The organism is Dellaglioa carnosa (assembly GCF_026948345.1).
GTDB classification, from domain to species: Bacteria; Bacillota; Bacilli; order Lactobacillales; family Lactobacillaceae; genus Dellaglioa; species Dellaglioa algida.
This window is the reverse complement of record NZ_JANXLI010000005.1, coordinates 67,087-93,006: the sequence shown is the minus strand read 5'-3', so window position 1 is coordinate 93,006 and position 25,920 is coordinate 67,087. Positions and strand designations below refer to the sequence as shown.

The window sequence follows — 25,920 nt, the reverse complement described above, 5'->3', positions numbered from 1 at the left end:
ATATAAATGAACCGAAAAAATTTACGACCGTTATTAAAGGAGATTTGTCATTTGACGAATCTCCTTTTTGTTTACGATGTGTTAAATGATAAAACAAGTAGTAATTGATTAGATAAAAGTAAAAATTTGATTTGACTATTGATATATTAAAATTGTATAATGTGTAATGCATTAAAAATACATACTAGTTTATATCGGAGGAAGTCCATGAAAAATAAAAGTACAGATACGGCCTTTTTTGGTCATCCTAGAGGTTTATCAACACTATTTTTTACAGAAATGTGGGAACGATTCAGTTACTACGGAATGAGAGCAATTCTTTTATACTATATGATCTCTAAGGTAGATGGCCTTGGTTATGATCAAGCTACGGCGATGTCAATTATGTCAATTTATGGTTCATTAATTTATTTATCGGGTGTTATTGGTGGATTTGTTAGCGATCGTATCTGGGGTAGTAGAAAAACAGTATTCTTTGGTGGAATACTTATAATGATAGGACATATCGTTTTGGCGACACCATATAAATCAGTTGCGTTATTTATCTCAATTGCGCTAATTGTATTGGGAACTGGATTATTAAAACCTAATGTTTCCGAAATGGTTGGTGGACTATATAGTAGCAAAGATCCAAGACGTGATTCTGGGTTTAGTATCTTTGTATCCGGAATTAATATTGGCGCATTGATTGCACCATTATTGGTTGGATGGGTTGGACAAGAATACAATTATCACGTTGGGTTCTCTCTAGCCGCGATTGGTATGTTTTTCGGTTTAGTTCAATACTACTTCGATGGAAGAAAATATCTAACTAAAGATAGCTTATATCCTAATGATCCAATTCAACCTAATGAGTTGTCATCTATTATGAAAAAAGCATCAGTTGGTATTATTGCTTTGGCATTAATTTTAATCATTATGTTTTTATTTAAAGCATTAAACATTACGAATGTCATTCTTTTAATTACAATTCTTGCAGTTATTATTCCCGTTTATTACTTTACTATGATGCTTACAAGTAAAAAAACGTCGAAAGTTGAGCGTTCAAGACTTACGGCATATATTCCTTTATTTATTGCCAGTATCTTATTCTGGTCAATTGAAGAACAAGGATCCGTCGTTTTAGCAATGTTTGCTTCAACTAGAACAGAATTAAGTGCTTTTGGAATTTCTTTCCCAGCTAGTTTCTTCCAAAGTATGAATCCAATGTTTATTTTAATCTACGTACCAATTTTTGCTTGGTTATGGGTTAAATTAGGATCAAAACAACCTAGTTCGCCTGCTAAATTTTCAATTGGTTTAATGTTTGCAGGTGCTTCATTCCTTTGGATGATGTTACCAGGAGTTCTTTTTGGAACAGATACTAAAGTTGGACCCTTATGGTTAGTTGTTAGTTGGATGATGGTTATGCTTGGTGAGGTTTTGGTCTCTCCGGTTGGACTCTCAATTACAACTAAACTAGCGCCTAAGAGCTTCCAGTCGCAAATGATGAGTGTGTGGTTCTTAAGTGATGCCGTTGCTCAGGCGTTAAATTCACAAATCGTTCGTTTATATACACCCGGAACAGAATCAATGTATTTTGCAGTTGTCGGTGGTATAACTGTAGCCTTCGGTATTATGTTAAGTTTCTTCATTCCTAAAATTCATAAGCTGATGGAAGGCGTCAATTAAATAGATTTTTCTTAAAAGATATGTTAATTTTAATTAGCATATCTTTTTTTGAGGAGGAAAACATGACAATTATTGCAACGAGTAGTGATAATCATTTTGATGTAAATAAAGTAAATGTAAATGAGATTATTGATCAACAGGCAGCATACTTACTCTCAATGAATGTTGATTATTATTTGATAGCCGGTGACTTATTCAATGACTTTGATGAAACGATTAAATATATTAGTGATCTAAAAAAAATTCTGAATAATCGAGTTGTTGTATTATTTATCGCAGGTAATCACGATATGGTAAAAAATGTTACGTTTGATACATTAGAGACTCTTTCAAACGAATCTTACCTTCATAACCGATATATCGATATTCCTGGCACGCAATGGCGAATCATTGGAAATAACGGGTGGTATGATTATAGTTACTCAAAACAGCTGAAACGGTCTGATGAGGAAATGCTGCGTTGGAAAATGAATTATTGGATTGATAGAAAAATTGTTCAACCTATGTCAGATGTGGAGCGATTTAATTTAAGTTTAAAGCAAACTGATAAATTGATAGATGAGGGTAAACGGTTAAATAAGAAAATTTTATTTATGACTCATTTTGTGCCTAGTCGTTCATATATTAGAGTAAATGATGATGATCGCTTCTGGAATGTTGTAAATGGCATGTTGGGCAGTCAAAAGATGGGGAGTTTATTAGAGAGTTATAAAGTTGAAAAAGTTTTATTTGGACATTTGCACGTTAAACACAATCCAGTTCAGATACATGAGACGACGTATTACATGAAACCAGTGGGGTATGGCCGAAAAAAATATAACGAATGGACAAAAAATACGTTCATGGAAGAGTGGAAATTTGCGTTACAAATAATTAATTTAAAATAAATGAAAAAAAAGCTTGATATTTGTTTCATTTTTTTGTATGATAATTAAGTCGGATAAAGCTGATATGGAAGAGTAGCGAAGAGGCTAAACGCGGCGGACTGTAAATCCGCTCCTTCGGGTTCGGTGGTTCGAATCCACTCTCTTCCACCATTTTATAATATTGGGTTATAGCCAAGCGGTAAGGCAACAGGTTTTGATCCTGTCATGCGATGGTTCGAATCCATCTAACCCAACTAGCTAAAAAGCAGATACTTAAGTATCTGCTTTTTTGTTTTACTTGTAACTTTAATTTTTTTTGCGGTATGATGGGGACAGAATTTAAATACGTTATATGAAATGGGGAAATTATGAAAATTGGATTTATTGGGGCCGGTAATATGGCTCGCGCGATAATTGAGGGGTTAATCAAGGCAGATTTTGTGACGGCAAAAGAAATATTAGTTCATAGTGCGAGAAAGACTAGTTACGAGCCTTATGCGAAGGAAAATGGGCTCACAGCGTTAGATAGTAATGATCAAGTGGTTAGCGAAGCAGATATTGTTTTTCTTGCTGTTAAACCAATTGTATTAGCGAAGGTTTTAGCGGAAATTAAAAGTTCAGTAAGGCAGCATGCACCTGTGCTCGTTTCAATCGTATCGGGTGTCTCAATCTCCGAAATTGAAACAGAGCTGGATAATCAATCAGTCAGCATTTTAAGAACAATGCCAAATGTTAATGCAACAGTATCCGAAAGTATGACTGCATTAGTTGGAAATGATGCTTTAACGGAAGAACAAATGAAACAGGGGACTGATTTATTTGACACCATTGGAGAAACGATGCAAGTTGCCGAACATGATTTCAGTACGTTTGTTGCTCTCGCCGGAAGTTCTCCTGCTTTTATCTACTTATTTATTGATACGCTTGCCCGAGCTGGGGTTAAATATGGTTTAGCGAAGGATGAGGCAACTAAGATTGCCGCTCAAGCCGTGTTAGGGAGTGCCAAGAAGGTATTGTCTACTAATGACGTGCCTTGGAAATTGATTGATGAGGTTTCGTCTCCAGGTGGTACCACTGTTGCCGGATTACTTGCGATGGAAGAAGCTGGGTTCATGAATTCAATTATCAAAGCAGTTGATGCAACGATAGCTAAAGATCAAAACTAAATTTTGATAGAACCTTGTATTTTTGGTCTATACCGATTATACTAAGTGTATAAATTGAAGGGATGGCGGATAAAATGAGTATTGTTTTAAAACATGCTGTAATCTATACGGGTTCAGAAAAAATTGAAGATGCATATATTCGATTTGATAAACAAATTAGTGCAATGGGGCCAATGAGCGATTATAGAGCTTTGGCAACTGATGAAGTGAGAGACGTTGATGGACAAGTTCTCGTTCCTGGATTTATTGATGTTCATAGTCATGGTGGCTATAGTTTTGACGCAATGGACGGGGATGCCAACCAAATTAATGAAATGGTTACTGATATGATTCATGAAGGTGTCACGACTTATTTTGCGACAACGATGACACAATCACATGAAAATATTGCTAAAGCTATGGTTGCTATTAAAAAAGCGGCCGAGATGAATCCTGTTATTCGAGGTATCCATCTTGAAGGACCATTTATTTCACCCGTTTTCAAAGGTGCACAACCTGAAGAATACATTGAAGCACCAGATACAAAATTATTTGATAAATGGAATGAATTATCTGGTCACATGATTAAACTAGTTACTTATGCGCCAGAACATAAAACATCTCCTGAATTTGAAAAATACTGTATTGAAAATAATATCGTGCCTTCAGTAGGTCATAGTAATGCTACGCGTGAGGAAATGAAACATTCACGTGCAAGTCATGTAACGCATTTATACAATGCCCAACGTGAATTTAAGCATCGTGAACCAGGCGTAACTGGACATGCATTTTTAGAAGACAATATTTATACGGAAATTATTGCTGATGGTTTCCATATCGTACCTGATATGATTAAATTAGCATACGATTTAAAAGGTCCAGAACGTATTGAATTAATTACAGATTCAATGCGTGCCAAAGGGATGCCTGAGGGTTTGAGTGAACTTGGTGGACAAAAAGTTATTGTTAAAGACAAGCAAGCAAGATTGGAATCTGGTAATCTTGCCGGATCAGTTTTACAATTCCAAGATGCATTTAGAAATATTATGAAGTTCACTGGTTGTGGTATTGAAGAAGCTGTATTAATGACTTCTGTCAATCAAGCTAGAGAATTTAATTTGACGTCAAAAGGTGCAATTGAAATTGGAAAAGATGCTGATATGAATTTATTTGATGCTGACTTGAAATTAGAAAGCACATATAGTTTAGGACGCAAATTTTAATAAAAGTTTAGGGTGGTAATTGCTGATGGGATCTCCCATATATATTCAAATTCACAATGATATGAAAAAAACAATCGAATCTGGTGAATGGGAAGTTGGCAATCGCATTCCGGCGGAGCGCGAGCTAGCCGTTGTATTTGGTGTCAGTAGAATGACACTCAGACAGGCAATTCAAACCTTAGTTGATGAGGGGATTTTGGAACGCCATGTAGGTGATGGAACGTACGTTGCCCGTAAAAAAGTGCAAGAAAAAATGTCTGGTGTTACAAGTTTTACTGATTTAATGGCTGAACAGGGCAAGGTCGCTTCAAGTAAGACCATAACATACCATGTTACAACGCCTTCATTAAGTGAAATTGAAAAATTACAATTAAGTGATGGTGAGCTCGTTTTACGAATGGAACGAATTCGTTATGCTGACGGGTTACCAATTTGTTTTGAAGTTGCAACAGTTCCTAATAAATTAGTTGATGGATATAGTAAAACTGAAATCACGAGTTCTTTGTACCGTACGTTGGAAGAAAAAGCTGAATTGACGTTAGGTGGGGCACAACAGACAGTGTCTGCCATGTCTGCCGCTGAAAATATAGCTGAGTACCTCTCAATCAAGCGTGGTGAAGCCATTTTGAGACTTCGTCAGGTTAGTTTTTTGAAAAATGGGGAACCATTTGAATATGTTCGGACACAATATGTAGGGAATCGTTTCGAATTTTATCTAGAAAAATAAAGTTCAAAAAAATATTAATTGCTCTATCTCAACCGTATCAGTGGATGAGATAGAGTAATTTTTTTGAGAGAATTTTGTTCGATTGACATCAAATTAAGATAAGGCTATATTATTTTAGGAGCAAAAATAAATTATTTGAAGGAGTTTTAATCTATATGTATTTATTAGTTAATATTTTAGGTGTTGCCATTTTTATTTTAGTTGCATTAGCGTTTTCCAAGAAAAAAAGAGAAATAAACTGGAATTCAATTGCAATTATGGTTGTTATTAATTTATTTTTAGCTTGGTTCTTAACAGAATTCTCACTAGGACGTAATATGGTCGAAGGTGCCGCTAACGGGTTTAACTGGTTAATGAGCGCTGCATATCAAGGTATTCAATTTATGGTACCGGCTATGCCTAAAGTAACTGAGTTAGGCTTCTTTATGAGTGTCTTGTTACCGGTTATTATGATTGTACCGTTATTTGATATTTTAACGTACATCGGCATTTTGCCATGGATCATCAAATGGATTGGCCGCGGTTTATCAAAAATTACCGGTCAACCAAAATTTGAATCATTTTTCGCAGTAGAGATGATGTTTTTAGGAAATACAGAAGCACTTGCTGTTTCAAGTTTACAATTAAAATTAATGAAATCTGAACGAAACTTAACGTTGGCCATGATGTCAATGAGTTGTGTGACGGCCTCAATTATTGGTGCCTATACAACAATGATGCCAGGTCAATATATATTGACAGCTATTCCAATCAATATTATTAATGCCATCATCATAACGAGTATCTTAAATCCAGTGAAAGTAACTGCTGAAGAAGATACTATTGCTGAAATGACTGGTAGTAATTCAAACGACTTAGAAGTTTCTGAATCAGATGGTAAAAAAGAACCGTTCTTCGCTTTCTTAGGTGATTCGATTTTGGGCGCTGGGAAATTAGTTTTAATTATTGCCGCAAATGTTATTGCCTTTGTTGCTTTAGCAGCTTTGATTGATAATATTCTTGGATTGGCTAATCCAAACTTATCACTTGAAAATATTTTAGGGGTTATCATGTTCCCATTCGCTTGGTTAATGGGCTTCAATCCTTCAGATGCATTTGAATTAGCACGTTACATGGGAACAAAATTAGTTACAAATGAATTTGTTGTCATGGGTCAAGTATCAAGTACAATTAATTCATTTGCACCACATTACAAAGCAGTATTAACTGTCTTTGTAACGTCGTTTGCAAACTTCTCAACAATCGGCATGATTATCGGTTGTTTCAAGGGAATTGTAAATAAAGAAAAAAATGATGTTATCGCAAGAAACGTTGGTTACATGTTATTATCAGGTATCTTAGTATCATTGTTATCAGCTGGTATGGTTGGTATTTTTGTTTGGTAATATAAAAGTACGTAAAAAAGAACCGAGAAAATTAATTTCTCAGTTCTTTTTTTTGCGTCTAGAAAATTTTTCTTTATATATTAAGAATAAGTAATGTGGAATGGCTAACATCCTAATAAAACGGGTAGGCTCTTGGAAGAGTCGGTACAGCCATTCGACATGGTGATCTTGCCAAAATTGAGGCGCACGGTTGACGTTACCAGCTAGAACATCAAAACTACCACCGACGCCCATCCAAATACTGTCGGATACATGACGATTCCGTTGAATAAATGTTTCTTGGTTAGGAAACCCCGTTGCAACAAAGACGAAATCGGGCTGTGTAGCCTTTATTTTGGCAACAATTTCATGATCGTCCTTGAAATAGCCGTTATGAAAGCCCACTAAATTGATATCTGGGTAATCTGTCCCCATTTTAATCACGACTTTTTGGATGACGGCCTCTGCTGCCCCCACTAGATAGACTGATTTATGCTGCCTATTAGCCCATTTGAGTAGGTTTGTTAAAGTATCAAAACCGGTTATTCGTTCAGGTAGTGGTGTCCCTAAGATAGCACCACCTTTAATAATACCAATACCATCTGGCGTAACATAGTCAGCCTGCGAGAGGATTTTTTTGTAATCCAAATGTTGTCTCGCAAATAAAACAATTTCTGGATTTGCCGTCACAATAAATCGATTTTTACGAGCTAATGAATCAGATTCGATTTGTGTTAAAAAGTTAGCGTTGGTTGTATTAATAAACTCAATATCTAAAATAGTTGTTTTTTTAAAATTATTTGACATAAAATTATCCTCACTTTATGGACTTTGACTCATTATAACAGAAGATAAATTGAAATTGAGAGCTGAATATGACGAATTGCCGAAAAAATGGTAAAATGTAAATTATAATTTGTGTGCTGGAAAACCTTTCTAGTAATGCATTCATTTTAAAGGAGAAACATCATGGTAAAAAATTACCCAGATGATAGTTACACTTTACATACGGACGCTTACCAAATCAATATGATTCAAACGTATTGGGAAAAGAACATTCATAATAAAAATGCTGTATTCGAGGTTTTCTTTAGGAATTTACCATTTTCCAACGGTTACGCAATTTTTGCTGGTTTAGAACGAGCGATTAATTATATTCAAAATCTAAAATTTTCAGAGACAGATATCGCGTACTTAAGAGAAGTAGCAGAATATCCAGATGACTTTCTTGCTTATTTAAAAGATTTTCATTTTCGTGGCACAATTCGTGCAGCTGTTGAAGGGGAAGTTGTTTTTAACGGGGAACCTATTTTACAAGTTGAAGGTCCTCTAGCAGACTGTCAGTTAGTTGAAACGGCGCTATTGAATATTATCAACTATCAAACGTTGATTGCGACAAAATCGGCCCGGATTAAAGCCGTTGCTGGAAATGATGGCGTATTAGAATTCGGGACTAGACGTGCACAAGAATTTGACGCTGCTATCTGGGGTACGCGTGCGGCGTACATCGGTGGCTTTGATGCGACAAGTAACGTTCGAGCTGGTAAGATTTTTGGTATTCCGATTAGTGGAACGCATGCGCATTCATTGGTTCAAGCCTACAGGGATGACTATGATGCTTTTATGGCTTATGGAACGACACATCGCAATTGTGTCTTTTTAGTAGATACATACGATACCTTAAAAAGTGGTGTTCCTAGTGCAATTAAAGTTGCCAAAGAGTTAGGCGATAAGATTAACTTTATGGGCGTACGGATTGATAGTGGCGATATGGCGTACATCTCTAAACGGGTTCGTGAACAACTAGACGAAGCTGGTTTTACGGAGGCTAAAATCTATGCCTCAAACGATTTAGATGAAAAAACAATTACTAATTTAAAAATGCAAGGTGCCAAGATTGATGTCTGGGGTGTTGGCACAAAATTAATCACGGCTTACGATCAACCTGCCTTGGGTGCTGTCTATAAGATGGTCGCTATTGAAGGCGGAGACGGTAAAATGGTTGATACTATTAAATTAAGTAATAATGCTGAAAAAGTATCAACGCCCGGTAAGAAACAAGTTTGGCGTATTACAAATAAGAATGATGGTAAGACTGAGGGGGATTACATCGCATTGTGGGATGAAACACCTCAAAAACAAGATTCACTTTATATGTTCCATCAACAATATACGTATATCAATAAATTGGTGACAAATTATAATGCGCGTCCAATCTTACAAGATATTTTTGTTGAAGGCGAACTGGTTTATAATCAACCTGAGTTAGATGAGATTAGAGAATACTCAAGAATTCAGTTGGAAGGATTATGGGAAGAATATAAACGCGAATTGAATCCGCAAGACTATCCCGTTGATTTATCGCAAAAAGCTTATGATAATAAAATGTCTATTATTCAAGAAATTAGAAATAATATGAATAACATTAAGTAAATGAGGGTGGGTTAATTTTGACTGACTTACAAAAACAAATTATTAAAACGTTAAAAGTAAAATCGAGCATAGATCCTGCAGAGGAAATTCGGATTAGTATCGATTTTATGAAAGCTTATCTACTGAAATACCCATTTTTAAAATCTTTGGTTTTGGGGATTTCTGGTGGACAAGATTCAACCCTTGCCGGATATTTAGCGCAGCAGGCTGTTAAGGAATTACGTGAAGAAACTGGCAATACGGATTACCAATTTATTGCAGTCCGCTTACCATATGGAAATCAAGCTGATGAGTCTGATGCATTGGACGCTATTAAATTTATGCAGGCAGACCAAGTAGCACGTGTCGACATTAAAGGTGCTACTGATGAAATGGTAAAAAGCTTGATCGCAAATGACCTTGAAGTTTCTGATTTTAATAAAGGAAACGTGAAGGCTCGCCAACGAATGATTGCCCAGTACGGAATTGCTGGTGCAAAAGTTGGTGCCGTCGTTGGGACGGATCATGCCGCTGAAGCAATTACTGGATTTTATACAAAATATGGTGACGGTGGGGCAGATATCACACCACTTTGGCGATTGAATAAGCGTCAAGGTCGATCAATGCTGACCTTGCTAGAGGCACCTGAACATTTATATTTGAAAGTACCTACGGCCGATTTGGAAGAAGATCGTCCAGCGCTACCTGATGAGGTCGCATTGGGCGTAACTTATGATAATATTGATGATTATCTTGAGGGTAAGACTGTTTCAGAAGAAGTCAGTAATAAGATTGAAAATTGGTATTTAAAAACGGAACACAAACGCCACTTACCAATTACTGTTTATGATTCTTTTTGGAAGTAAATAGTTGCGTTACGCGTTTCATTTCAGTTATACTTAAAGAAATCATAGGGGAGTAACTAGCGGTTTAACCGCGGCAATGTCACCAACAAGAAAGTTCTTTTTCTGGTATTGCCTTAAATAGTGAGACTTATGTATGTTCAAAGTTCCGCAACATACATAAGTCTTTTTTTGTATATTGCGAAACTATTATAAGGAGGATCACTATGACAAAAAGGATTTATGCACAATCAGTTGAAGATGTTCTGGCAGATCAAAAGACAGATTTGGAAGGACTAACGACCCAAGAAGTAACGGAACGAACAGAAAAGTATGGACTAAACCAACTATCTGAGGGCAAGAGCAAGTCAATGATTCAAAAATTCTTTGATCAATTCAAAGACTTCATGATTATTGTCTTGATTGTTGCGGCTTTAATTGCAGCTTCATCGGGAGAAGTAGTAGACGCAATTATTATCATGTTAGTTGTGGTATTGAATGCTGTATTCGGTGTTTTCCAAGAGTCAAAGGCCGAAGAGGCAATTAATGCATTAAAAGAGATGTCGACACCTAATGCAAATGTCAAACGAAATGGTCAAATCGAAATTGTAAAAAGTGAGCACCTAGTACCGGGAGACATTGTGTTGCTTGAAGCTGGCGATGTTATTCCAGCAGATTTACGATTAACACAGATTGCATCACTTAAAATTGAAGAATCTGCACTAACGGGTGAATCGGTGCCTGTTGATAAAAGTTTACTTCTGTTAGAAGATGAAGATGCCGGGATTGGTGATCGCCATAATATGGCCTTCATGAACAGTAATGTTACTTATGGTCGTGGCGAGGGAATTGTTGTTGGCACGGGGATGGATACTGAGGTTGGACGAATTGCCGGTATGCTTAACTCCGCTGATGAAATGAAAACACCATTACAAGAAAATTTAAATCAACTAGGTAAAACGTTAACGATTTTAATTTTAATCATTGCTGTTATTGTCTTTTTCGTTGGGTTACAAAACGGAGACAACAGTGTTATTGATATGTTACTGATTGCAATCTCATTGGCCGTTGCTGCTATTCCAGAAGGATTACCAGCGATTGTGACCATTATTTTAGCGCTTGGTACACAAAAAATGGCTAAACGTAATGCAATTGTTAGAAAATTACCAGCAGTTGAAACGTTAGGTAGTACGGATATCATTGCATCAGATAAGACGGGAACATTAACGTTAAATCAAATGACTGTTGAAAAACTATTTATTAATAATGAGTTAGTTGATGCCGATAAGGTAGAGACTAATTTAGATAATCCGTTATATCAAGTCATGTCATTTAGTAATGATACGAAACAGACATCTGAGGGCGAGTTAATTGGTGATCCAACGGAAACAGCTTTAATTCAGTACCATTTAGACCATGGTTTAAATGTGACGGAGTTATTAGCTAAAGAACCTCGTGTCGCTGAAGTACCTTTTGATTCAGAACGTAAATTAATGTCGACTATTCAAAAGAATACTGATCATACATTCTTCGTTGCAGTTAAAGGTGCGCCCGATCAATTATTGAAACGTGTTACACGTTATATTGAAAATGGCGAAATTAAAGCAATGACTGATGCACAATTAGACCATATTATGGCAAATAACCATGATATGGCAACACAGGCATTACGTGTGTTAGCATTTGCCTATCGTCAAATAGATGCTATTCCTGAAACTTTAGATTCAGAAACTGTAGAAAATGATCTGATTTTTGCCGGATTGGTTGGGATGATTGATCCAGAAAGACCGGAGGCAGCCGCTGCAGTTCATGAAGCAAAGAAAGCTGGAATTCGTCCATTGATGATTACTGGTGATCACCGTGATACTGCTGAAGCAATTGCTGTTCGATTGGGAATTGTTGAAGCAGGACAACACGAAGCGATTATTTCTGGTTCTGAGTTAGACGATTTATCGGACGCAGAATTTGAAAACAAGGTTGAACAATACTCTGTTTATGCGCGAGTATCACCCGAACATAAAGTTCGAATTGTTAAAGCATGGCAGAAAAAGAATCAAGTTGTTGCTATGACTGGTGATGGTGTGAATGATGCGCCAGCCTTAAAATCAGCAGATATTGGAATTGGAATGGGTATTACCGGAACAGAAGTATCTAAGGGTGCTTCAGATATGGTTCTTGCCGACGATAATTTTGCGACAATTGTTTTTGCTGTTAAAGAAGGTCGTAAGGTCTTTTCTAATATTCAAAAATCTATTCAATATTTACTTTCTGCTAACTTGGGTGAGGTTTTAACTTTATTCGTCATGACGATGATGGGTTGGAGTATTCTGGCACCTGTGCATATTTTGTGGATTAACTTGGTGACAGATACATTCCCCGCAATTGCATTGGGTGTAGAACCCGCTGAAAAAGGATTAATGAGTCACAAGCCACGTGGACGTAAATCAAACTTCTTCTCTGGTGGTGTAATGCCAAGTATTATCTATCAGGGTATTTTAGAAGGTGCCATAACATTATTTGTTTATTGGTTAGCTTTAACGTATCCTGTTCATATGGGTGATAAATTGATTCATGCGGATGCTTTAACAATGGCCTTTGCAACATTAGGATTAATTCAGTTATTCCATGCGTTCAACGTGAAATCGATTCATGGGTCAATCTTTAACCGTAATATCTTCAAAAACGTAACATTTAACTGGTCAATCTTGGCATCATTTGCGTTGCTTGCGGCAACTATTTTAATCCCCGGATTAAATAAAATGTTCCATGTTAGCCATTTGGATATTTACCAATGGGGAATTGTTTTAGCGGGCTCATTCTCAATCGTCGTAATTGTTGAAATTGTGAAATTTATTCAACGATTATTCAGAAAAAATAAATAAAAGGAAGTTTATACTTTGAAAAAAAGAATCAATGTAAATTTTTATATTAATGCGTTAAATGATGTTGCTCAAGCAACCGAAGAGATGGGTAATTCACTCAATGATCATTACGAAATAATGGAAAAAGCAATTATTGCAAATGATTTTTCGATTGTTTCGGACGATGAATTTACAACGACCAAAGAAAAATTTGTTGAAGGTACTGCAAGTTATCAAGAAAACTTAAGTAAGTTAGACGATTTGCAAGTTCCAATCCCCGTTTTAGGGAAACATAAAAAATTGGTGAGTGGTTACCGGACGTTCGTTGAAGGTTGTGATGACATGACTAATAGTATTAATGTAGAAAAACACCTCGTTGAAGTTGATGCTTTTAGAGCATCAGAAGAAAAACAAGACCAGGGAATGACACAAACAACTGATATGATGCAAAGAATTATGCAACAAATTTTAGGTTAGTATTAATTAAAGAGATTAATTTTAGGAATGGTTGTACTGACGCCTATTATTAGTCTCTTTTTTATGAACAAAAAATACTCGAATTGAGGTAATTATTATGGAAAAGGCAATTATGCCAATTGTATTAAAAGAGTTAAAGCAGTATAAGGAAAAACAAGTTAACGCCGTTTTAGCGATGTTGGATGAAGGAAATACTGTGCCGTTTATTTCACGATACCGAAAAGAAAGAACAGAAAGTTTGGATGAAGTCCAAATTCGTGAAATTGAATCAACTTATAAACATGTGGAAAGTTTAGAAAAACGCAAGGCAGAAGTTATCCACACAATCGATGAACAGGGTAATTTGACAGATACTTTAAAGAATAAAATAAATGCTGCACAAAAATTACAGCAAGTTGAAGATTATTATTTACCTTTTAAACAAAAACGTCGGACTAAAGCGACAATTGCTAAGGAAGCTGGATTGGAACCATTTGCCAAATGGCTGTTAACATTCCCTCAAGTGTTGACTGAAATTGAGCAAAAGGCGGCAACTTTTGTTAATGTTGATGAAGCAATTATGAATGAAGAAGATGTTTTTGCGGGTGCCCATGAAATATTAGCCGAAGCATTTGGCGAAAGTGCTGAATACCGAGAATGGATTCGAAAGGCAACACAAAAAGACGGTCTTTTTGAAGCTAAAGTTAAGTCTGAAGAAAAAGATGAAAAAGAGATTTATCGAGACTACTATGAGTTTAGTGAGTCATTGAGGTCGGTGGTGCCACATCGTGTGTTAGCAATAAATCGTGGTGAAAAAGAAGGTATTTTGAAGGCAGGCGTAGTCGTACCCGAAGCAACAATTATGACGTTTATGCATTTTAGAATTATTGGCAAGAATACTGGTGATGCTGTTTCAATTGTAGAGGATGCTTATCGAGATAGTTACAAACGATTTATTAAACCAGCAATTGAGCGTGAAATTCGTAAAGGCATGACAGAAGTTGCTGAAGAACAAGCAATTAATGTGTTTGGAGATAATTTATATCACTTGCTTATGCAAGCACCCCTTAAAGGAAAAATAGTTTTAGGCTTTGACCCGGCTTATCGAACGGGATGTAAGTTAGCGATTGTGGATGGAACAGGTAAGTTCCTAGATAAATTGGTGATTTATCCACATAAACCGGCAAGTGGTGAAAAACGTGCCGCCGCTGCTGGACAATTTAAAAAGTTCCTTGATCAATATCAAGTTGAGATGATTGCGATTGGTAATGGAACGGCAAGTCGTGAATCTGAACAATTTGTTTCAGATATTCTAAAAGAAATTGAACGTCCTATTTTTTATGTAATCGTCAATGAAGCTGGTGCATCGGTTTATTCAGCCAGTCAAGCCGCACGCGACGAATTTCCAGAATTACATGTTGAAGAACGTTCAGCTATTAGTATTGGTCGGCGTTTGCAAGATCCGCTGGCTGAATTAATTAAAATAGATCCTAAATCGGTTGGTGTTGGTCAATATCAACATGACGTTGCCGAAAAGAAATTAGATGCGCAATTAGATGTTGTGATTGAAAATGCTGTAAATAATGTTGGCGTTAACTTAAACACAGCTAGTTCAGAGTTATTAACAAAAATCTCTGGATTAAATTTAACAATTGCTAAGAACGTTGTTACATATCGAGATGAGAACGGTAAGTTTACGAAGCGTCAACAACTTAAAAAGGTTCCTCGCTTAGGGCCTAAGGCATATGAGCAAGCTATTGGATTCTTGCGTATTGTTTCTGGGGATAACATTCTAGATAATACGGATATTCATCCCGAAAGTTATCCACTAACGAAACTTTTGTTGAAAGAATTGGGGATAAAGGTGACGGAACTCGGGCAAACGGAGACAAATGACCAATTGACGCATGCAAATGCGGATAGTTTAGCACAGGCTGTGGACAGTGGTGTTGAAACTATTTCAGATATATTGACAAGTCTTCAAAAACCGGGACGCGATTTACGTGATGACATGCCAGCGCCATTGCTCCGTCATGACGTTTTAACGATTGAAGATCTAAAACCAGGGATGTCCTTACAAGGGACTGTTCGAAATGTGATTGATTTTGGTGCATTTGTGGATATTGGTGTTAAGCAGGATGGACTTGTCCACATTTCTCAATTAACAGATAAGTTTGTTAAAAAACCGAGTGAAGTCGTTGCAGTTGGCGATATTGTGACAGTTTGGGTGATGGAGGTTGATCTAAACCGACATCGTGTACAACTAACAATGAAGCGACCAGCAGATAAGTAACATGACTGATTTTGAGTTAACGGCACTTGTAAAAAACTTATCCACAACTTTTTTCAAGCAACCATTTAAACATGAGGCAACTTTTAACAGTAGGCTGCGAACAACTGGTGGTCGCTATTTGTTGAGTGATCACAACATTGAAATTAATCCGAAGATGTTAACAGAACATGGGCAAGACATTTTAATTGGTGTGATTAAGCATGAGTTGTGCCATTATCATTTACACCTCTCAAACAAAGGTTATCAACATCGACATCAAGACTTTAAGCAATTATTGGCGGCAGTTGGTGGCAGTCGGTTTGCGCCAGCTAGTCCTAAGGTAATTAAGAAGAAAAAGGTCATTCGCTATCAATGTTCAAATTGTGGACAAAATTATCAGCGACAACGAAAAATTAACTTATCACGTTATGTTTGTTCAAAGTGTCGTGGACAGTTAATTTTACTTAAAAACTAATTTTTTTTAAATGTGACTTGTAACAGAGAACAATTTTTGCTACAATTATGATTGTTCTTGCGAGTATGGCGGAATTGGCAGACGCGTCAGACTAAGGATCTGGTGGGATAATATCCCGTGATGGTTCGAATCCATTTACTCGCATAATAGATTTATCGAAAAGCGCTTAACCTTGTTGCAATAGGGTTTAGTGCTTTTTTTAATGAATAATGACCATGGTAGCGTATTATGAGGTTAAAGAATTATTAAGCGTTAATTAATTTTGTGTCTTAATGTTGTAATTATTGATAAAATATAGGGAATTAAACTTAATGATTGGGAGAATAGTTAAATTGAATAAGTATATCAAAATAAAAAATATGGCTCATTTTGTACCAGAACGACTAGTAACGAATGATGAATTGGCTTCATTTATGCCTACATCTGACGAATGGATAGTGGCGCACACGGGTATTAAGACGCGACACTATGCTATTAATGAAAATACGTCAGATTTAAGTACAAAAGTGGCAAATGAACTTTTACGTAAGTCTGGATATAATGCGTCAGATATTGATTTAATTATTGTTTCAACAATTTCACCGGATGCATTAACGCCATCAACGGCCGCAATTGTTCAAGGAAATATTAAGGCAACAAATGCGTTTGCATTTGATATCAGCGCGGCTTGTGCCGGGTTTATATTTGCGATGAGTACTGCGGAGAAGTTTTTACGTACAGGACAGTACCAAAGGGCAATCGTGATTAGTGCTGAAGTTAATTCAAAAATGATGGATTTTAAGGATCGTACGAGTGCCGTATTCTTTGGCGATGGTGCTGGTGGGGCCTTAATCGAAGCCTCTAATGATTCAACTGATGAAAGCTTTATTGCTGAGAAAATAGAAACAAATGGTCTTAAAAAAGAAGTGATTCATAGTGGTCGGATTACGCCATTAAGCGATATAAATGGTGATAATTATCCAACGATGGATGCTTTTTTTCAAGAAGGACGAGATGTTTTTGAGTTTGCTACGACAGTTGTTCCCGTTCAAATGAAACGGATATTGGCAGATAATAATTTGCAAACATCCGATATTGATTTTGTTGTGTGTCATCAAGCTAATTTACGAATTATAGAAAAAATTGCTGAAGAATTAGAAATGCCTATTGAAAAATTTGCAACGAGTGTCACGCATCACGGAAATACTTCTTCAGCTGGTATTCCAATGGCTCTCAATGAGGCCCTGGAACAAGGATTTACGGGTGGAACGGTTCTGTTAACTGGATTTGGTGCTGGGTTAGCCTACGGTAGTCTACTAATAAAAATATAAGGCAGGTATGTGAATCTATGAAATTTAATGAGATAAGTCAATTATTAGATAAAATTGCAACGATGCCATTTTCTCATGTTGAAATTAAAGACGGTGATATTGAGATAGTTGTGGACCAAGGACAAAAAAATGAAAAAGTCGTGGCGCCGACAACTGAACAATCAAATGTAGATGAAGCTATTTTTGTTGTTAAAAGTCCGCTTGTTGGGTTAATTCATTTTGATCAATCAGGAGCGGTCGGGACTCAAATTGTTAAAAAACAGGTCATTGCTCAAATTGAAAGTATGAAATTATATAATGATATCCAATCTCCGGTAACGGGTACTGTGTTAGAGCAGCTAGTCGATGATGGTGAATTGGTTGAATTTGATCAAGAATTATTTAAAATTAGAATAGACGGATAGGTGAGTCAGTTGTTTCAAAAAATTTTAATTGCAAATCGTGGTGAGGTTGCTGAACGAATTATTCGTGCTTGCCAGAAGTTAAAGATACAAACGGTTGCCGTATACTCAACGGTCGACGCGCAAAGTCGATTTGTTGAACTGGCTAACGAAAAAATTTGTATTGGGTCGGCACCGGCAAAAAAATCATATTTAAACCGTGAAAGTTTATTAATGGCGGCTTTAAATTTAAATGTTGATGCAATTCATCCAGGTTATGGATTCTTATCCGAGGATGCTCAATTTGCAGAAATGTGTGCTGAGTGTGGGATTACTTTTATTGGCCCGGAATCTGGGTTAATCCGCCAACTAGCGGATAAAGATAAATCGCGGCTATTAGCAATCGAAAAAGGGGTACCCGTTATTCCTGGTTCCGATTTGATTACCTCTGATGATGAACTGATTATACAGGCGAAAGAGATTGGGTTTCCATTGTTAATTAAAGCGGCCCACGGTGGTGGCGGTAAAGGAATTAGAGCAATTAAACAAGAATCCGATTTATTATTAGGTGCCGAAATTGTTCAGCAAGAAGCGAAGTCTTCTTTTGCCGCGGGTAGTTTTTATCTTGAAAAAAAATTAGTGCATGCCCGACATATCGAGGTCCAAATTTTAGGCGATGGACAACACGTTCAGGTGCTGGGTGATCGAGACTGTAGTTTGCAAAATCATCGACAAAAAGTAATCGAAGAAAGCCCATCAACTGTGCTGACGGATGAACAACGAAGTCAACTTTATAAATACACACGCCGGTTAATAGAAAATCAACACTACGTAGGATTAGGGACTGTAGAGTTTTTATTTGCTGAAAAGAAATTTTACTTTTTAGAAATGAACACGCGATTACAAGTAGAGCATGGCGTGACAGAAGAGACTGTTAAGATGGATGTTGTGCAACAACAACTATTAGTTGCTGATGGTAAAGAGGTGACTGATGCTGACGTGTTAATGAACGGACATGCGATTGAATGCCGATTAACCTTGAGTCCGTGTGTAACCAATGAAATTACGCAGTTTGATTTTCCCACGGATATTCGAGTTGAAACGGGATACCGTGTTGGAGATGAAATCTCCGCTTATTACGATGGCTTATTAGCAAAAATAATTTGTCATGCGGACACAAGGACTTTAGCTATTATAAAAATGAAAAAGGCATTGGAAGCCATTCATGTTGCCGGTATCGAGACAAACCTGATACAACTAAAAACAATTGTTAGTTCACAAGAATTTATGGAGAATACGATATCAATCGATAGCAAAATTTAAAGGTGGTAGGTTAAATGAGTCATTATCCAGAGACAAATCAATGGCAAAAATGTCGGAAATGCGGTGCACATTTACACGAAAGTCAATGGGCTCCTTATTTCATTTGTCCAAATTGCCAATCCTATAAACGACTGACTGCTATGGAAAGAATCGCTATTCTGGCAGATGAGCACAGTTTTGAAGTAATTAATGTGGTAAATCAAACCCAAAATAAAGCTGAATTTCCTGGTTACACTGAAAAATTAGAACGCGCTAAAAGTGCAACAACGTCTGATGAAGCAGTAGTGGTGGGGATAGCCACGATTAATAAACAAGCGTTAGTTTTAGCCGTCATGGATAGCTTCTTTATGATGGGATCTTTAAATACGACAGCCGGAGCTAGAATTAAAGCGGGGATGAAAGTGGCGTTAGATCAAAAGTTACCGTTTGTGATTGTTACTGCGTCTGGTGGCGCAAGAATGCAAGAGGGCATCTATTCCCTGTTACAAATGAATTCAATCTTATATATGAAACAAAAATTGGACGATGCGGGTCTATTAGTGATGTCTTTGTTAACAGATCCAACAATGGGTGGGGTTAGTGCAAGTTTTGCATTAAATAATGATATTGTGTTGGCAGAAAAACAGGCCAAAATCGGTTTTGCCGGTGAAAGGGTAATTAAAAAGACTACAAATGAAAAATTACCCATTGATTTTCAAACGGCAGAAGGTCTGTATAGTAATGGATTTATTGACCAGGTTATTGATCGAAAGAATCTTAAACAGGTAATTAGTCAATTGCTAACATTACATGCATGAGGAGAGACAAAATGGACTCAAATTTTTTAAAAAACGTTCGATCAAATGATAGATTGAGTACCAAATTAATTATTAACAATCTATTTGACGAATTCTTCGAAAATCATGGCGATAGGGTTAGTGAAGAAGATGCGTCTATTACGGGTGGTATTGGACTCTTTCATAATCGACCGGTCACTATTATTGGCATTAATCGTGGAGAAACCCTAGATGAACGCTTAATTTATAATTTTGGTGCCGTGAAACCAAGCGGTTATCGAAAAGCAATGCGTTTGTTAAATGAAGCTGAAAAATTTAAACGGCCCGTAATTACGCTAATTAATATGCCAGGCGCAGACGCCAGCGTTAAATCTGAACAAACCGGTCAGAGTTATGTTATTTCTGAAATGATTTTAAAAATGGGTGCTTTAAAAGTGCCAAATATTGCTATCTTTTTAGGAGAGGGTCAGAGTGGGGGCGCATTGGCACTGGCTAACGCAAACGCTATTATGATGGTTGAGAATAGTTTGTTTTCAGTTGCCTCTCCAGAAGCGGTTAATGCTATCTTGAAGAAATCAAATTCAAATGAAATTGAAACAAGTTTGCCGATGACTGCTTCTGAACTTTTTGAAATTGGTCTAGTTGATGTTGTACTGCCAGAAACTAGTCAAGCAACGACAATAGGGTCGATGGATAAAAATTTAAATGAAATCATTGAAAAATTGGCTATTAATTCGATTGATGAACTGATCGAACAAAGGGAAATGAAATACCAAACTTTTCTGGAAAAATGGTAAAAAAATAAGTTAAACTCAGATTTAATTGAGTTTAACTTATTTTTTTATTTTGAAAGTTGCTGTTCTAGACTAGTGAAGTCTTGTGTGGATTCTTTTAAACCTAACTCGGAGCGAATCGCATTTGAAACACGCTTTTTCTCATCTGAAGTTGGGACTTCGTAGGAAAGTCCTTCCACAGCTGTGCTAGTTCCTTGTAAAAGATCAGATTTAATTGATTCCGCGGCAGCACTATAGTTAGTCTCAACCGTAATCATATCATTGAAGCTAAGATCGGTTATCATATTGCCATCAATTGTTTTTAATAATTGTTTGTAATTTGCGAGTGAGTTTACTGACATCGCTTTTCCGGCGATTGCCGTGATAATTTGTTTTTGACGTTTTTGGCGACCGTAATCGCCCATTGGATCTGAGTGACGCATTCTCGTGTAAGCTAATGCTTGTTTACCGGTTAAGTGAATTTTCTGACCTTTTTTGTAATGCGTTCCTTCAAGATCAAACGTCAGTAAAGGTTTGACATCAACGCCATCAACGGCATCGACAATTTGTTCCAAACCACCCATATTAATTAGCATGTAGAAATCAATCGGAACATCTAATAAATTTTGAACAGTGTTAACTGCCAATGTTGCACCATCTTTACCACCATACGTGTAAGCACTATTTATTTTTGAAGAGTCTTCTCCGCTACCGTCAATTTTAACTTGAGTATCACGAGGAATACTTGTTAAAGTCGTTTTTTTCGTCGAAGGATTAACAGTTGCGATAATCATTGTATCCGTCCTACCCATATCGCTTCTGCCAAGTGCGCCAGTATCTGTACCCATTAGTAAAATAGAAAAGGGTTTCTTTTGACTTAAAACACTGGAAACATTGCGTAACTTGGTTGCGTTTGTATCTTTATAGGTCTTTGCGACCGTTTTCTCAGTATGTGAAAATACAGAGTAGGCATACACGCCACCAGATCCAATACCTAATAGAAGAAGGATTAATAATCCCCATAGCACAGGATGTTTATATTTTTTATTTTGAGAGCCGTTATTAATCGGGGATGGAATCCCGAAATCATTATTTTTAGACATAGTCACTTATTACCTTTCATTTCATTAATTAAAGTGATTATACGATAAAAGGAGTAGAAAAGAACAAAAAAGCATTTTTCTTACGGTATTATTAAATAATTAATTGAAATTTTAAAATAAAATCGTTGTTGTATCAGTAAAAAATGACTAATTGTATTACGATTTTGTCATTTTGATTGAAATTGATGAATGCTTATATAGCAAGCAATAGAAACGTTAAAATATGATTAAAAAGCGTTTTGTAACACTCGTGTAATATGACTGAAATTAAATGGCGTCAATTGAATTCGAATGTAAAGGAATCGTAATGGTATGTACCGAAGAACCGTGCTATTCTATTCAAGTTAAGAAAAACGGATAATTGAAATTAAATAAATAGATATAAAATTAAATGGGAATTAATTAGGAGAGTGTCTTTTGAAAATTAATAATAAAATCGCTAAAGTAATGATGATGACTGCAACGCTTATCGGGATGACTGCAGTTGCAGAACAAGCTAACGCTTCAGATAGTATTACTGATTTAACAAGTACAATTACTAAGTTAAATAGTAAAAGTACAGAAGTAACTGCAAAATTAGCAACAATTAATGATGAAATTGATTCAACAAAGGCAGAAGTAAAAAGTGCTAAGGATGATGCCGCAAAACTTGAATCAGATCAATACAAATTAGGTAAAAAAATCAGCCGATTAAATGTTGAAATCACACAAAGAGATTCACAATTATCTGATCAAACACGTGCTTTACAAGTAAATGGTAATACATCAAGCATGGTTGAATTTGTTTCAGATTCAAAAAGTGTTGTTGACGCATTTAAACGTGTTGGAACAGTTACAACATTAGTTGGTGCCGGTCAAAAAGCTGCTAAACAACAAAAAGTTGATAAGGCTGAAGTTAAGGCTGATAAGGTTGAATTAGATAAAAAAGCAATTGCTCAAGAAAAAACAGTTAAAGAATATACAAATAAACAAGCTGAATTGGCAGTTAAACAAGCAAGTGCTAATACATTAAAAGCACAAATTGATACAAAAAAATCAGACGCACAATCTTCAATTGATGACGCAAAAGCAGCAGAAAAAGCGGCAGAAAAAGCAGCAGCTGATACAAAAGCAGCAAACGATAAGAATGATGCAGCAGCAGCAGATGCGGCAGCAGCAAAAGCAACTGAAGCAGCAAGTTCATCAAATTCAGATACAACAAGTAATAAAGAAACATCAGACTCAAGTGTTGCTAGTGCTCCAAGTGCCAACAACTCAAGTGCTGATACATCAAGTAAGAAATCATCAAATACATCATCAAGTTCTGTAGATTCTTCAAGTCTTGATACAAGTAGTATCACTGCTTTAGCAAGATCATTGACAACAAAGAGCATCCCATATGTATGGGGTGGAAAATCATTAAGTGGTTTTGATTGTTCTGGATTTACTAGCTATGTCTACGCACATGCTGCTGGAAAATCAATCGGTGGATACACTGTAGCTCAAGAAGGACAAGTTTCTTATGAATCAGTTTCACAAGCACAACCAGGAGACTTACTTTTCTGGGGTTCAAAAGGTTCATCATACCATGTTGCCATCTACTTAGGTGGAAGCCAATTTGCTGAAGCACCAACTGAAGGACAAAATGTTAAAATTAGCACAATGAGTGCTTACTGGAAACCAGATTTCGCTGGCCGAGTAAAATAAAGTTTGAAAGACTTAAGACAACGATGTTGTTTTAAGTCTTTTTTGTTATAATGAGTACTAATGAAGAGTAAAGAAGGTTTGAATAATGGTTGAAGTGGTTATGGTTAGACACGGTGAAAGTTTGGCAAATCAAAATAATGAGTATACGGGTTGGTCTGATGTTCCTTTGACTGCCGCCGGAATGAATGAAGCCGAGATTGCGGGGACCATCATTCGTGATACTGGTATTCGTTTTTCACAGGTTCATACGTCTGTCTTAAAACGTGCCATTATAACCAGTAATATTATCATGGAAGAGGCCAATCAACTTTGGGTTCCAATACAAAAGAACTGGCGGTTAAATGAGCGTCATTATGGCGCATTACGTGGGTTGAATAAAGATGATACTAAACGTATTTATGGTAGCAATCAGGTGGCACAATGGCGAAGAAGTTATACCGCGGTTCCGCCAAAGTTAGATGCCCCGGATAGTGATAGACGTTACAAACAACAACTTGGAAATAAGTTGCCAACTGCTGAAAGTTTGAAAATGGCATTTGAACGTATTTTGCCGTACTGGCAAGATGCCATTGCGCCAGAATTACGGCAAGGTAAGAATCAGTTGATTGTTGCGCATGGTAGTACGTTGAGAGCACTAATTAAGTATTTAGAAGCTATATCGGATTCAGATATTGATGGCGTTGAAGTGCCAAATGGGGAACCCATTTTATATACATTAAATGATGATTTAACCATTAAGAATAAGCAAATATTGGTACAAAAAAAGAAGCAACAATAAATGTTGCTTCTTTTTGATTACGCTAAAGCGCCCATTGGATCCCAAGGAGCAAGAACTTTAGGTTCTTCTTTTAATATAGTTTGTAGTTTTTCTGGTAAGAACTTTTTGTTAACAACAACTTGGTAACAATATTCTTCCATCCAATTATCACTCATCACGAAGAAGCCTTTTTTACCAACTTTTTCGCCCCATGAGTTTTCGACTTTCCATTTAGTTGCTTGATTATCAACTAAGTCGACGCCCGTTAAAACCATAGCGTGGGTCATCAAGCTTTCGCCGTAATCAAGACGTTCGGCTTTTGATAAAGCTAAATCGATATTGAATAATTCATCTTTATGGTAAAGCTCTGTATCCATAATTCCTAACTGGCGTTCAGAAGATTGACCAACGTCACAACCGAACCAGACGCTTTCGCCTGATTGCAATTGTTTGATAGCGACGTCTCTAAAATCTGCCATGTTAACATTCAAATGGCGAACCGGACGGCCATTCACAACGTTTCCGAGACGATCAACGGTATACATATTATTATAAGGTTTATCGTCAGTTGGGCCATTTATAATTGAAACGTATTCATCTAGGTCCCATCCGATGAATTTATCGTAGAATGTTTTTGGTGTTAAATTTTTGTCGATATGGTATTCATTATCAGAATCACGATATTCGAAGTCAAAGGTTGCAGGTGGTTCACCGAAACTATAAGCAAGTAAACGATATATCTCAGTTAATTTTGCTTCCTTAACGGCTTCGATTTCGGCTTCACTTGTTCCGGCTGCAACAAGTTCACGCAAATCAACAGCATCTTTTCTTAGTTTTAAGTTTAATGTAGCATTAATTTCAGTTGATTTAGAACTATTGTATGTTTCAGGCATAACAGACTGAGGGACAACACCATATTTTTCAATAATTGCGACGATCATATCCCATTGACCACCATCTTGTTGAGGCGTTGTCATTAGCCATGATACCGTACGGTCATCGGTTGGTTTATCTGCCGTCTCAAGAACATTTTGATAGAAATAATTTGCTTTTTCTAGCTTATCCCAGAAGTAGGTGAAGTTTTGTGATAATTCAAAATCTTTAGTCACTTTAAAATTCGTTTTCATATCATGTCGCATTGTATTTAACGCAGCGAACATCCAACAACGACCTGACTGTTTTTGATTAGAGACGTTACCAACATCGAGATCAATTGAGAATACGGGTTCCATTTTAGCTTGAGCTTTTAAATCGTAACTGTTTGCTAGAATCCCATTTTTTGTGACGGCGCGTTCAATCACGTCATGACTTTCACGTGCATGTAAGTTCTTTTGAAATTTTGCGAGTTGTTCTGAACTAATTGATTGTGTCAAAATATCACACTCCTAGATAAGATTTAAGTACTGAATTTAGTATAATGCATTTATTTAAATTAGTAAACAATGTTAAAAAGAAAAGAAAATTCTCATTTAAAGAAAAACATATTTTGCGTATTTAA

At 36.5% G+C, this 25,920-nt stretch carries 22 protein-coding genes and 3 tRNA genes; 22 read left to right on the top strand and 3 right to left on the bottom strand.

What is annotated here, in order from left to right; all coding sequences use genetic code 11:
• The first annotated feature begins 207 nt into the window (after positions 1-207).
• From N0K80_RS06515 to N0K80_RS06480, 8 genes are all read left to right on the top strand, one after another.
• A complete protein-coding gene (locus N0K80_RS06515; RefSeq protein WP_057974200.1) occupies positions 208-1,671 on the top strand; it encodes a peptide MFS transporter in 1,464 nt (487 codons plus the stop codon).
• Between the two features lie 62 nt (positions 1,672-1,733).
• A complete protein-coding gene (locus tag N0K80_RS06510; protein ID WP_269024123.1) occupies positions 1,734-2,558 on the top strand; it encodes a metallophosphoesterase in 825 nt (274 codons plus the stop codon).
• A gap of 66 nt (positions 2,559-2,624) precedes the next feature.
• Positions 2,625-2,708 (top strand) — tRNA-Tyr (locus N0K80_RS06505).
• 11 nt (positions 2,709-2,719) lie between these two features.
• A tRNA-Gln gene (locus N0K80_RS06500) sits at positions 2,720-2,791 on the top strand.
• A 114-nt stretch (positions 2,792-2,905) separates the two neighbouring features.
• The gene (gene proC / locus N0K80_RS06495; protein ID WP_146342934.1) at positions 2,906-3,703 is read left to right on the top strand and encodes a pyrroline-5-carboxylate reductase; all 798 of its coding nucleotides are present in this window, start codon (positions 2,906-2,908) and stop codon (positions 3,701-3,703) included.
• Positions 3,704-3,777: 74 nt separating this feature from the next.
• Positions 3,778-4,905 carry an N-acetylglucosamine-6-phosphate deacetylase gene (gene nagA / locus N0K80_RS06490; protein ID WP_057974203.1) on the top strand — a complete coding sequence of 376 codons (1,128 nt, stop codon included), beginning with the start codon at positions 3,778-3,780 and terminating at the stop codon, positions 4,903-4,905.
• Between the two features lie 25 nt (positions 4,906-4,930).
• Positions 4,931-5,632 carry a GntR family transcriptional regulator gene (locus N0K80_RS06485; protein ID WP_057974204.1) on the top strand — a complete coding sequence of 234 codons (702 nt, stop codon included), beginning with the start codon at positions 4,931-4,933 and terminating at the stop codon, positions 5,630-5,632.
• A gap of 155 nt (positions 5,633-5,787) precedes the next feature.
• On the top strand, positions 5,788-7,017 hold the full coding sequence (locus tag N0K80_RS06480; protein ID WP_269024124.1) for a NupC/NupG family nucleoside CNT transporter: 1,230 nt from the start codon (positions 5,788-5,790) through the stop codon (positions 7,015-7,017).
• 39 nt (positions 7,018-7,056) lie between these two features.
• Here the strand turns inward: N0K80_RS06480 and N0K80_RS06475 are convergent, their stop codons facing one another.
• Positions 7,057-7,803: a WecB/TagA/CpsF family glycosyltransferase gene (locus tag N0K80_RS06475; RefSeq protein ID WP_269024125.1), complete on the bottom strand. Its 747-nt coding sequence runs from the start codon at positions 7,801-7,803 to the stop codon at positions 7,057-7,059.
• Positions 7,804-7,965: 162 nt separating this feature from the next.
• Between N0K80_RS06475 and N0K80_RS06470 the strand changes: the two genes are divergently transcribed.
• From N0K80_RS06470 to accA, 12 genes are all read left to right on the top strand, one after another.
• Entirely contained in the window at positions 7,966-9,429 is a 1,464-nt protein-coding gene (locus tag N0K80_RS06470) for a nicotinate phosphoribosyltransferase (RefSeq protein ID WP_146342931.1), read from the top strand.
• 17 nt (positions 9,430-9,446) lie between these two features.
• The gene (gene nadE / locus N0K80_RS06465; RefSeq protein WP_269024126.1) at positions 9,447-10,274 is read left to right on the top strand and encodes an ammonia-dependent NAD(+) synthetase; all 828 of its coding nucleotides are present in this window, start codon (positions 9,447-9,449) and stop codon (positions 10,272-10,274) included.
• A gap of 203 nt (positions 10,275-10,477) precedes the next feature.
• Positions 10,478-13,132, top strand: coding sequence for a cation-translocating P-type ATPase (locus N0K80_RS06460; RefSeq protein ID WP_269024127.1), 2,655 nt, complete (start codon positions 10,478-10,480; stop codon positions 13,130-13,132).
• Positions 13,133-13,147: 15 nt separating this feature from the next.
• Positions 13,148-13,588, top strand: coding sequence for a hypothetical protein (locus N0K80_RS06455; protein WP_269024128.1), 441 nt, complete (start codon positions 13,148-13,150; stop codon positions 13,586-13,588).
• 97 nt (positions 13,589-13,685) lie between these two features.
• Positions 13,686-15,860 carry a Tex family protein gene (locus N0K80_RS06450; RefSeq protein ID WP_269024129.1) on the top strand — a complete coding sequence of 725 codons (2,175 nt, stop codon included), beginning with the start codon at positions 13,686-13,688 and terminating at the stop codon, positions 15,858-15,860.
• A 1-nt stretch (position 15,861) separates the two neighbouring features.
• Positions 15,862-16,314, top strand: coding sequence for a SprT family protein (locus N0K80_RS06445; protein ID WP_269024130.1), 453 nt, complete (start codon positions 15,862-15,864; stop codon positions 16,312-16,314).
• 59 nt (positions 16,315-16,373) lie between these two features.
• Positions 16,374-16,458, top strand: a tRNA-Leu gene (locus N0K80_RS06440).
• 167 nt (positions 16,459-16,625) lie between these two features.
• Positions 16,626-17,624: a beta-ketoacyl-ACP synthase III gene (locus N0K80_RS06435; RefSeq protein WP_269024131.1), complete on the top strand. Its 999-nt coding sequence runs from the start codon at positions 16,626-16,628 to the stop codon at positions 17,622-17,624.
• A 17-nt stretch (positions 17,625-17,641) separates the two neighbouring features.
• Entirely contained in the window at positions 17,642-18,028 is a 387-nt protein-coding gene (locus N0K80_RS06430; RefSeq protein ID WP_269024132.1) for an acetyl-CoA carboxylase biotin carboxyl carrier protein, read from the top strand.
• 9 nt (positions 18,029-18,037) lie between these two features.
• Positions 18,038-19,327 carry an acetyl-CoA carboxylase biotin carboxylase subunit gene (locus N0K80_RS06425; protein WP_269024133.1) on the top strand — a complete coding sequence of 430 codons (1,290 nt, stop codon included), beginning with the start codon at positions 18,038-18,040 and terminating at the stop codon, positions 19,325-19,327.
• A 14-nt stretch (positions 19,328-19,341) separates the two neighbouring features.
• Positions 19,342-20,124 (top strand): acetyl-CoA carboxylase carboxyltransferase subunit beta, encoded by a 783-nt coding sequence (locus tag N0K80_RS06420; RefSeq protein ID WP_269024134.1) that lies wholly within the window; start codon positions 19,342-19,344, stop codon positions 20,122-20,124.
• Positions 20,125-20,135: 11 nt separating this feature from the next.
• On the top strand, positions 20,136-20,900 hold the full coding sequence (gene accA, locus N0K80_RS06415; RefSeq protein WP_269024135.1) for a carboxyltransferase subunit alpha: 765 nt from the start codon (positions 20,136-20,138) through the stop codon (positions 20,898-20,900).
• A gap of 44 nt (positions 20,901-20,944) precedes the next feature.
• Here accA and N0K80_RS06410 read toward each other — a convergent pair whose 3' ends face one another.
• Positions 20,945-21,979 (bottom strand): LCP family glycopolymer transferase, encoded by a 1,035-nt coding sequence (locus N0K80_RS06410; RefSeq protein WP_269024136.1) that lies wholly within the window; start codon positions 21,977-21,979, stop codon positions 20,945-20,947.
• Positions 21,980-22,396: 417 nt separating this feature from the next.
• Here N0K80_RS06410 and N0K80_RS06405 point away from each other — a divergent pair, with 417 nt between their 5' ends.
• Positions 22,397-23,665, top strand: coding sequence for a C40 family peptidase (locus tag N0K80_RS06405; protein WP_269024137.1), 1,269 nt, complete (start codon positions 22,397-22,399; stop codon positions 23,663-23,665).
• A gap of 85 nt (positions 23,666-23,750) precedes the next feature.
• A complete protein-coding gene (locus tag N0K80_RS06400) occupies positions 23,751-24,443 on the top strand; it encodes a 2,3-bisphosphoglycerate-dependent phosphoglycerate mutase (protein WP_269008422.1) in 693 nt (230 codons plus the stop codon).
• Between the two features lie 17 nt (positions 24,444-24,460).
• On the opposite strand, the gene N0K80_RS06395 is transcribed toward N0K80_RS06400, so the two are convergent.
• Positions 24,461-25,795, bottom strand: coding sequence for a C1 family peptidase (locus N0K80_RS06395; protein ID WP_269008421.1), 1,335 nt, complete (start codon positions 25,793-25,795; stop codon positions 24,461-24,463).
• Positions 25,796-25,920: the final 125 nt, after the last annotated feature.

Bases quoted from the DNA above. Each gene is read 5' to 3' on its own strand.
- N0K80_RS06515 (WP_057974200.1), top strand. From the start codon at position 208: ATGAAAAATAAAAGTACAGATACGGCCTTTTTTGGTCATCCTAGAGGT.
- N0K80_RS06510 (WP_269024123.1), top strand. From the start codon at position 1,734: ATGACAATTATTGCAACGAGTAGTGATAATCATTTTGATGTAAATAAA.
- proC (WP_146342934.1), top strand. From the start codon at position 2,906: ATGAAAATTGGATTTATTGGGGCCGGTAATATGGCTCGCGCGATAATT.
- nagA (WP_057974203.1), top strand. From the start codon at position 3,778: ATGAGTATTGTTTTAAAACATGCTGTAATCTATACGGGTTCAGAAAAA.
- N0K80_RS06485 (WP_057974204.1), top strand. From the start codon at position 4,931: ATGGGATCTCCCATATATATTCAAATTCACAATGATATGAAAAAAACA.
- N0K80_RS06480 (WP_269024124.1), top strand. From the start codon at position 5,788: ATGTATTTATTAGTTAATATTTTAGGTGTTGCCATTTTTATTTTAGTT.
- N0K80_RS06475 (WP_269024125.1), bottom strand. From the start codon at position 7,803: ATGTCAAATAATTTTAAAAAAACAACTATTTTAGATATTGAGTTTATT.
- N0K80_RS06470 (WP_146342931.1), top strand. From the start codon at position 7,966: ATGGTAAAAAATTACCCAGATGATAGTTACACTTTACATACGGACGCT.
- N0K80_RS06460 (WP_269024127.1), top strand. From the start codon at position 10,478: ATGACAAAAAGGATTTATGCACAATCAGTTGAAGATGTTCTGGCAGAT.
- N0K80_RS06450 (WP_269024129.1), top strand. From the start codon at position 13,686: ATGGAAAAGGCAATTATGCCAATTGTATTAAAAGAGTTAAAGCAGTAT.
- N0K80_RS06445 (WP_269024130.1), top strand. From the start codon at position 15,862: ATGACTGATTTTGAGTTAACGGCACTTGTAAAAAACTTATCCACAACT.
- N0K80_RS06435 (WP_269024131.1), top strand. From the start codon at position 16,626: ATGATTGGGAGAATAGTTAAATTGAATAAGTATATCAAAATAAAAAAT.
- N0K80_RS06430 (WP_269024132.1), top strand. From the start codon at position 17,642: ATGAAATTTAATGAGATAAGTCAATTATTAGATAAAATTGCAACGATG.
- N0K80_RS06420 (WP_269024134.1), top strand. From the start codon at position 19,342: ATGAGTCATTATCCAGAGACAAATCAATGGCAAAAATGTCGGAAATGC.
- accA (WP_269024135.1), top strand. From the start codon at position 20,136: ATGGACTCAAATTTTTTAAAAAACGTTCGATCAAATGATAGATTGAGT.
- N0K80_RS06410 (WP_269024136.1), bottom strand. From the start codon at position 21,979: ATGTCTAAAAATAATGATTTCGGGATTCCATCCCCGATTAATAACGGC.
- N0K80_RS06400 (WP_269008422.1), top strand. From the start codon at position 23,751: ATGGTTGAAGTGGTTATGGTTAGACACGGTGAAAGTTTGGCAAATCAA.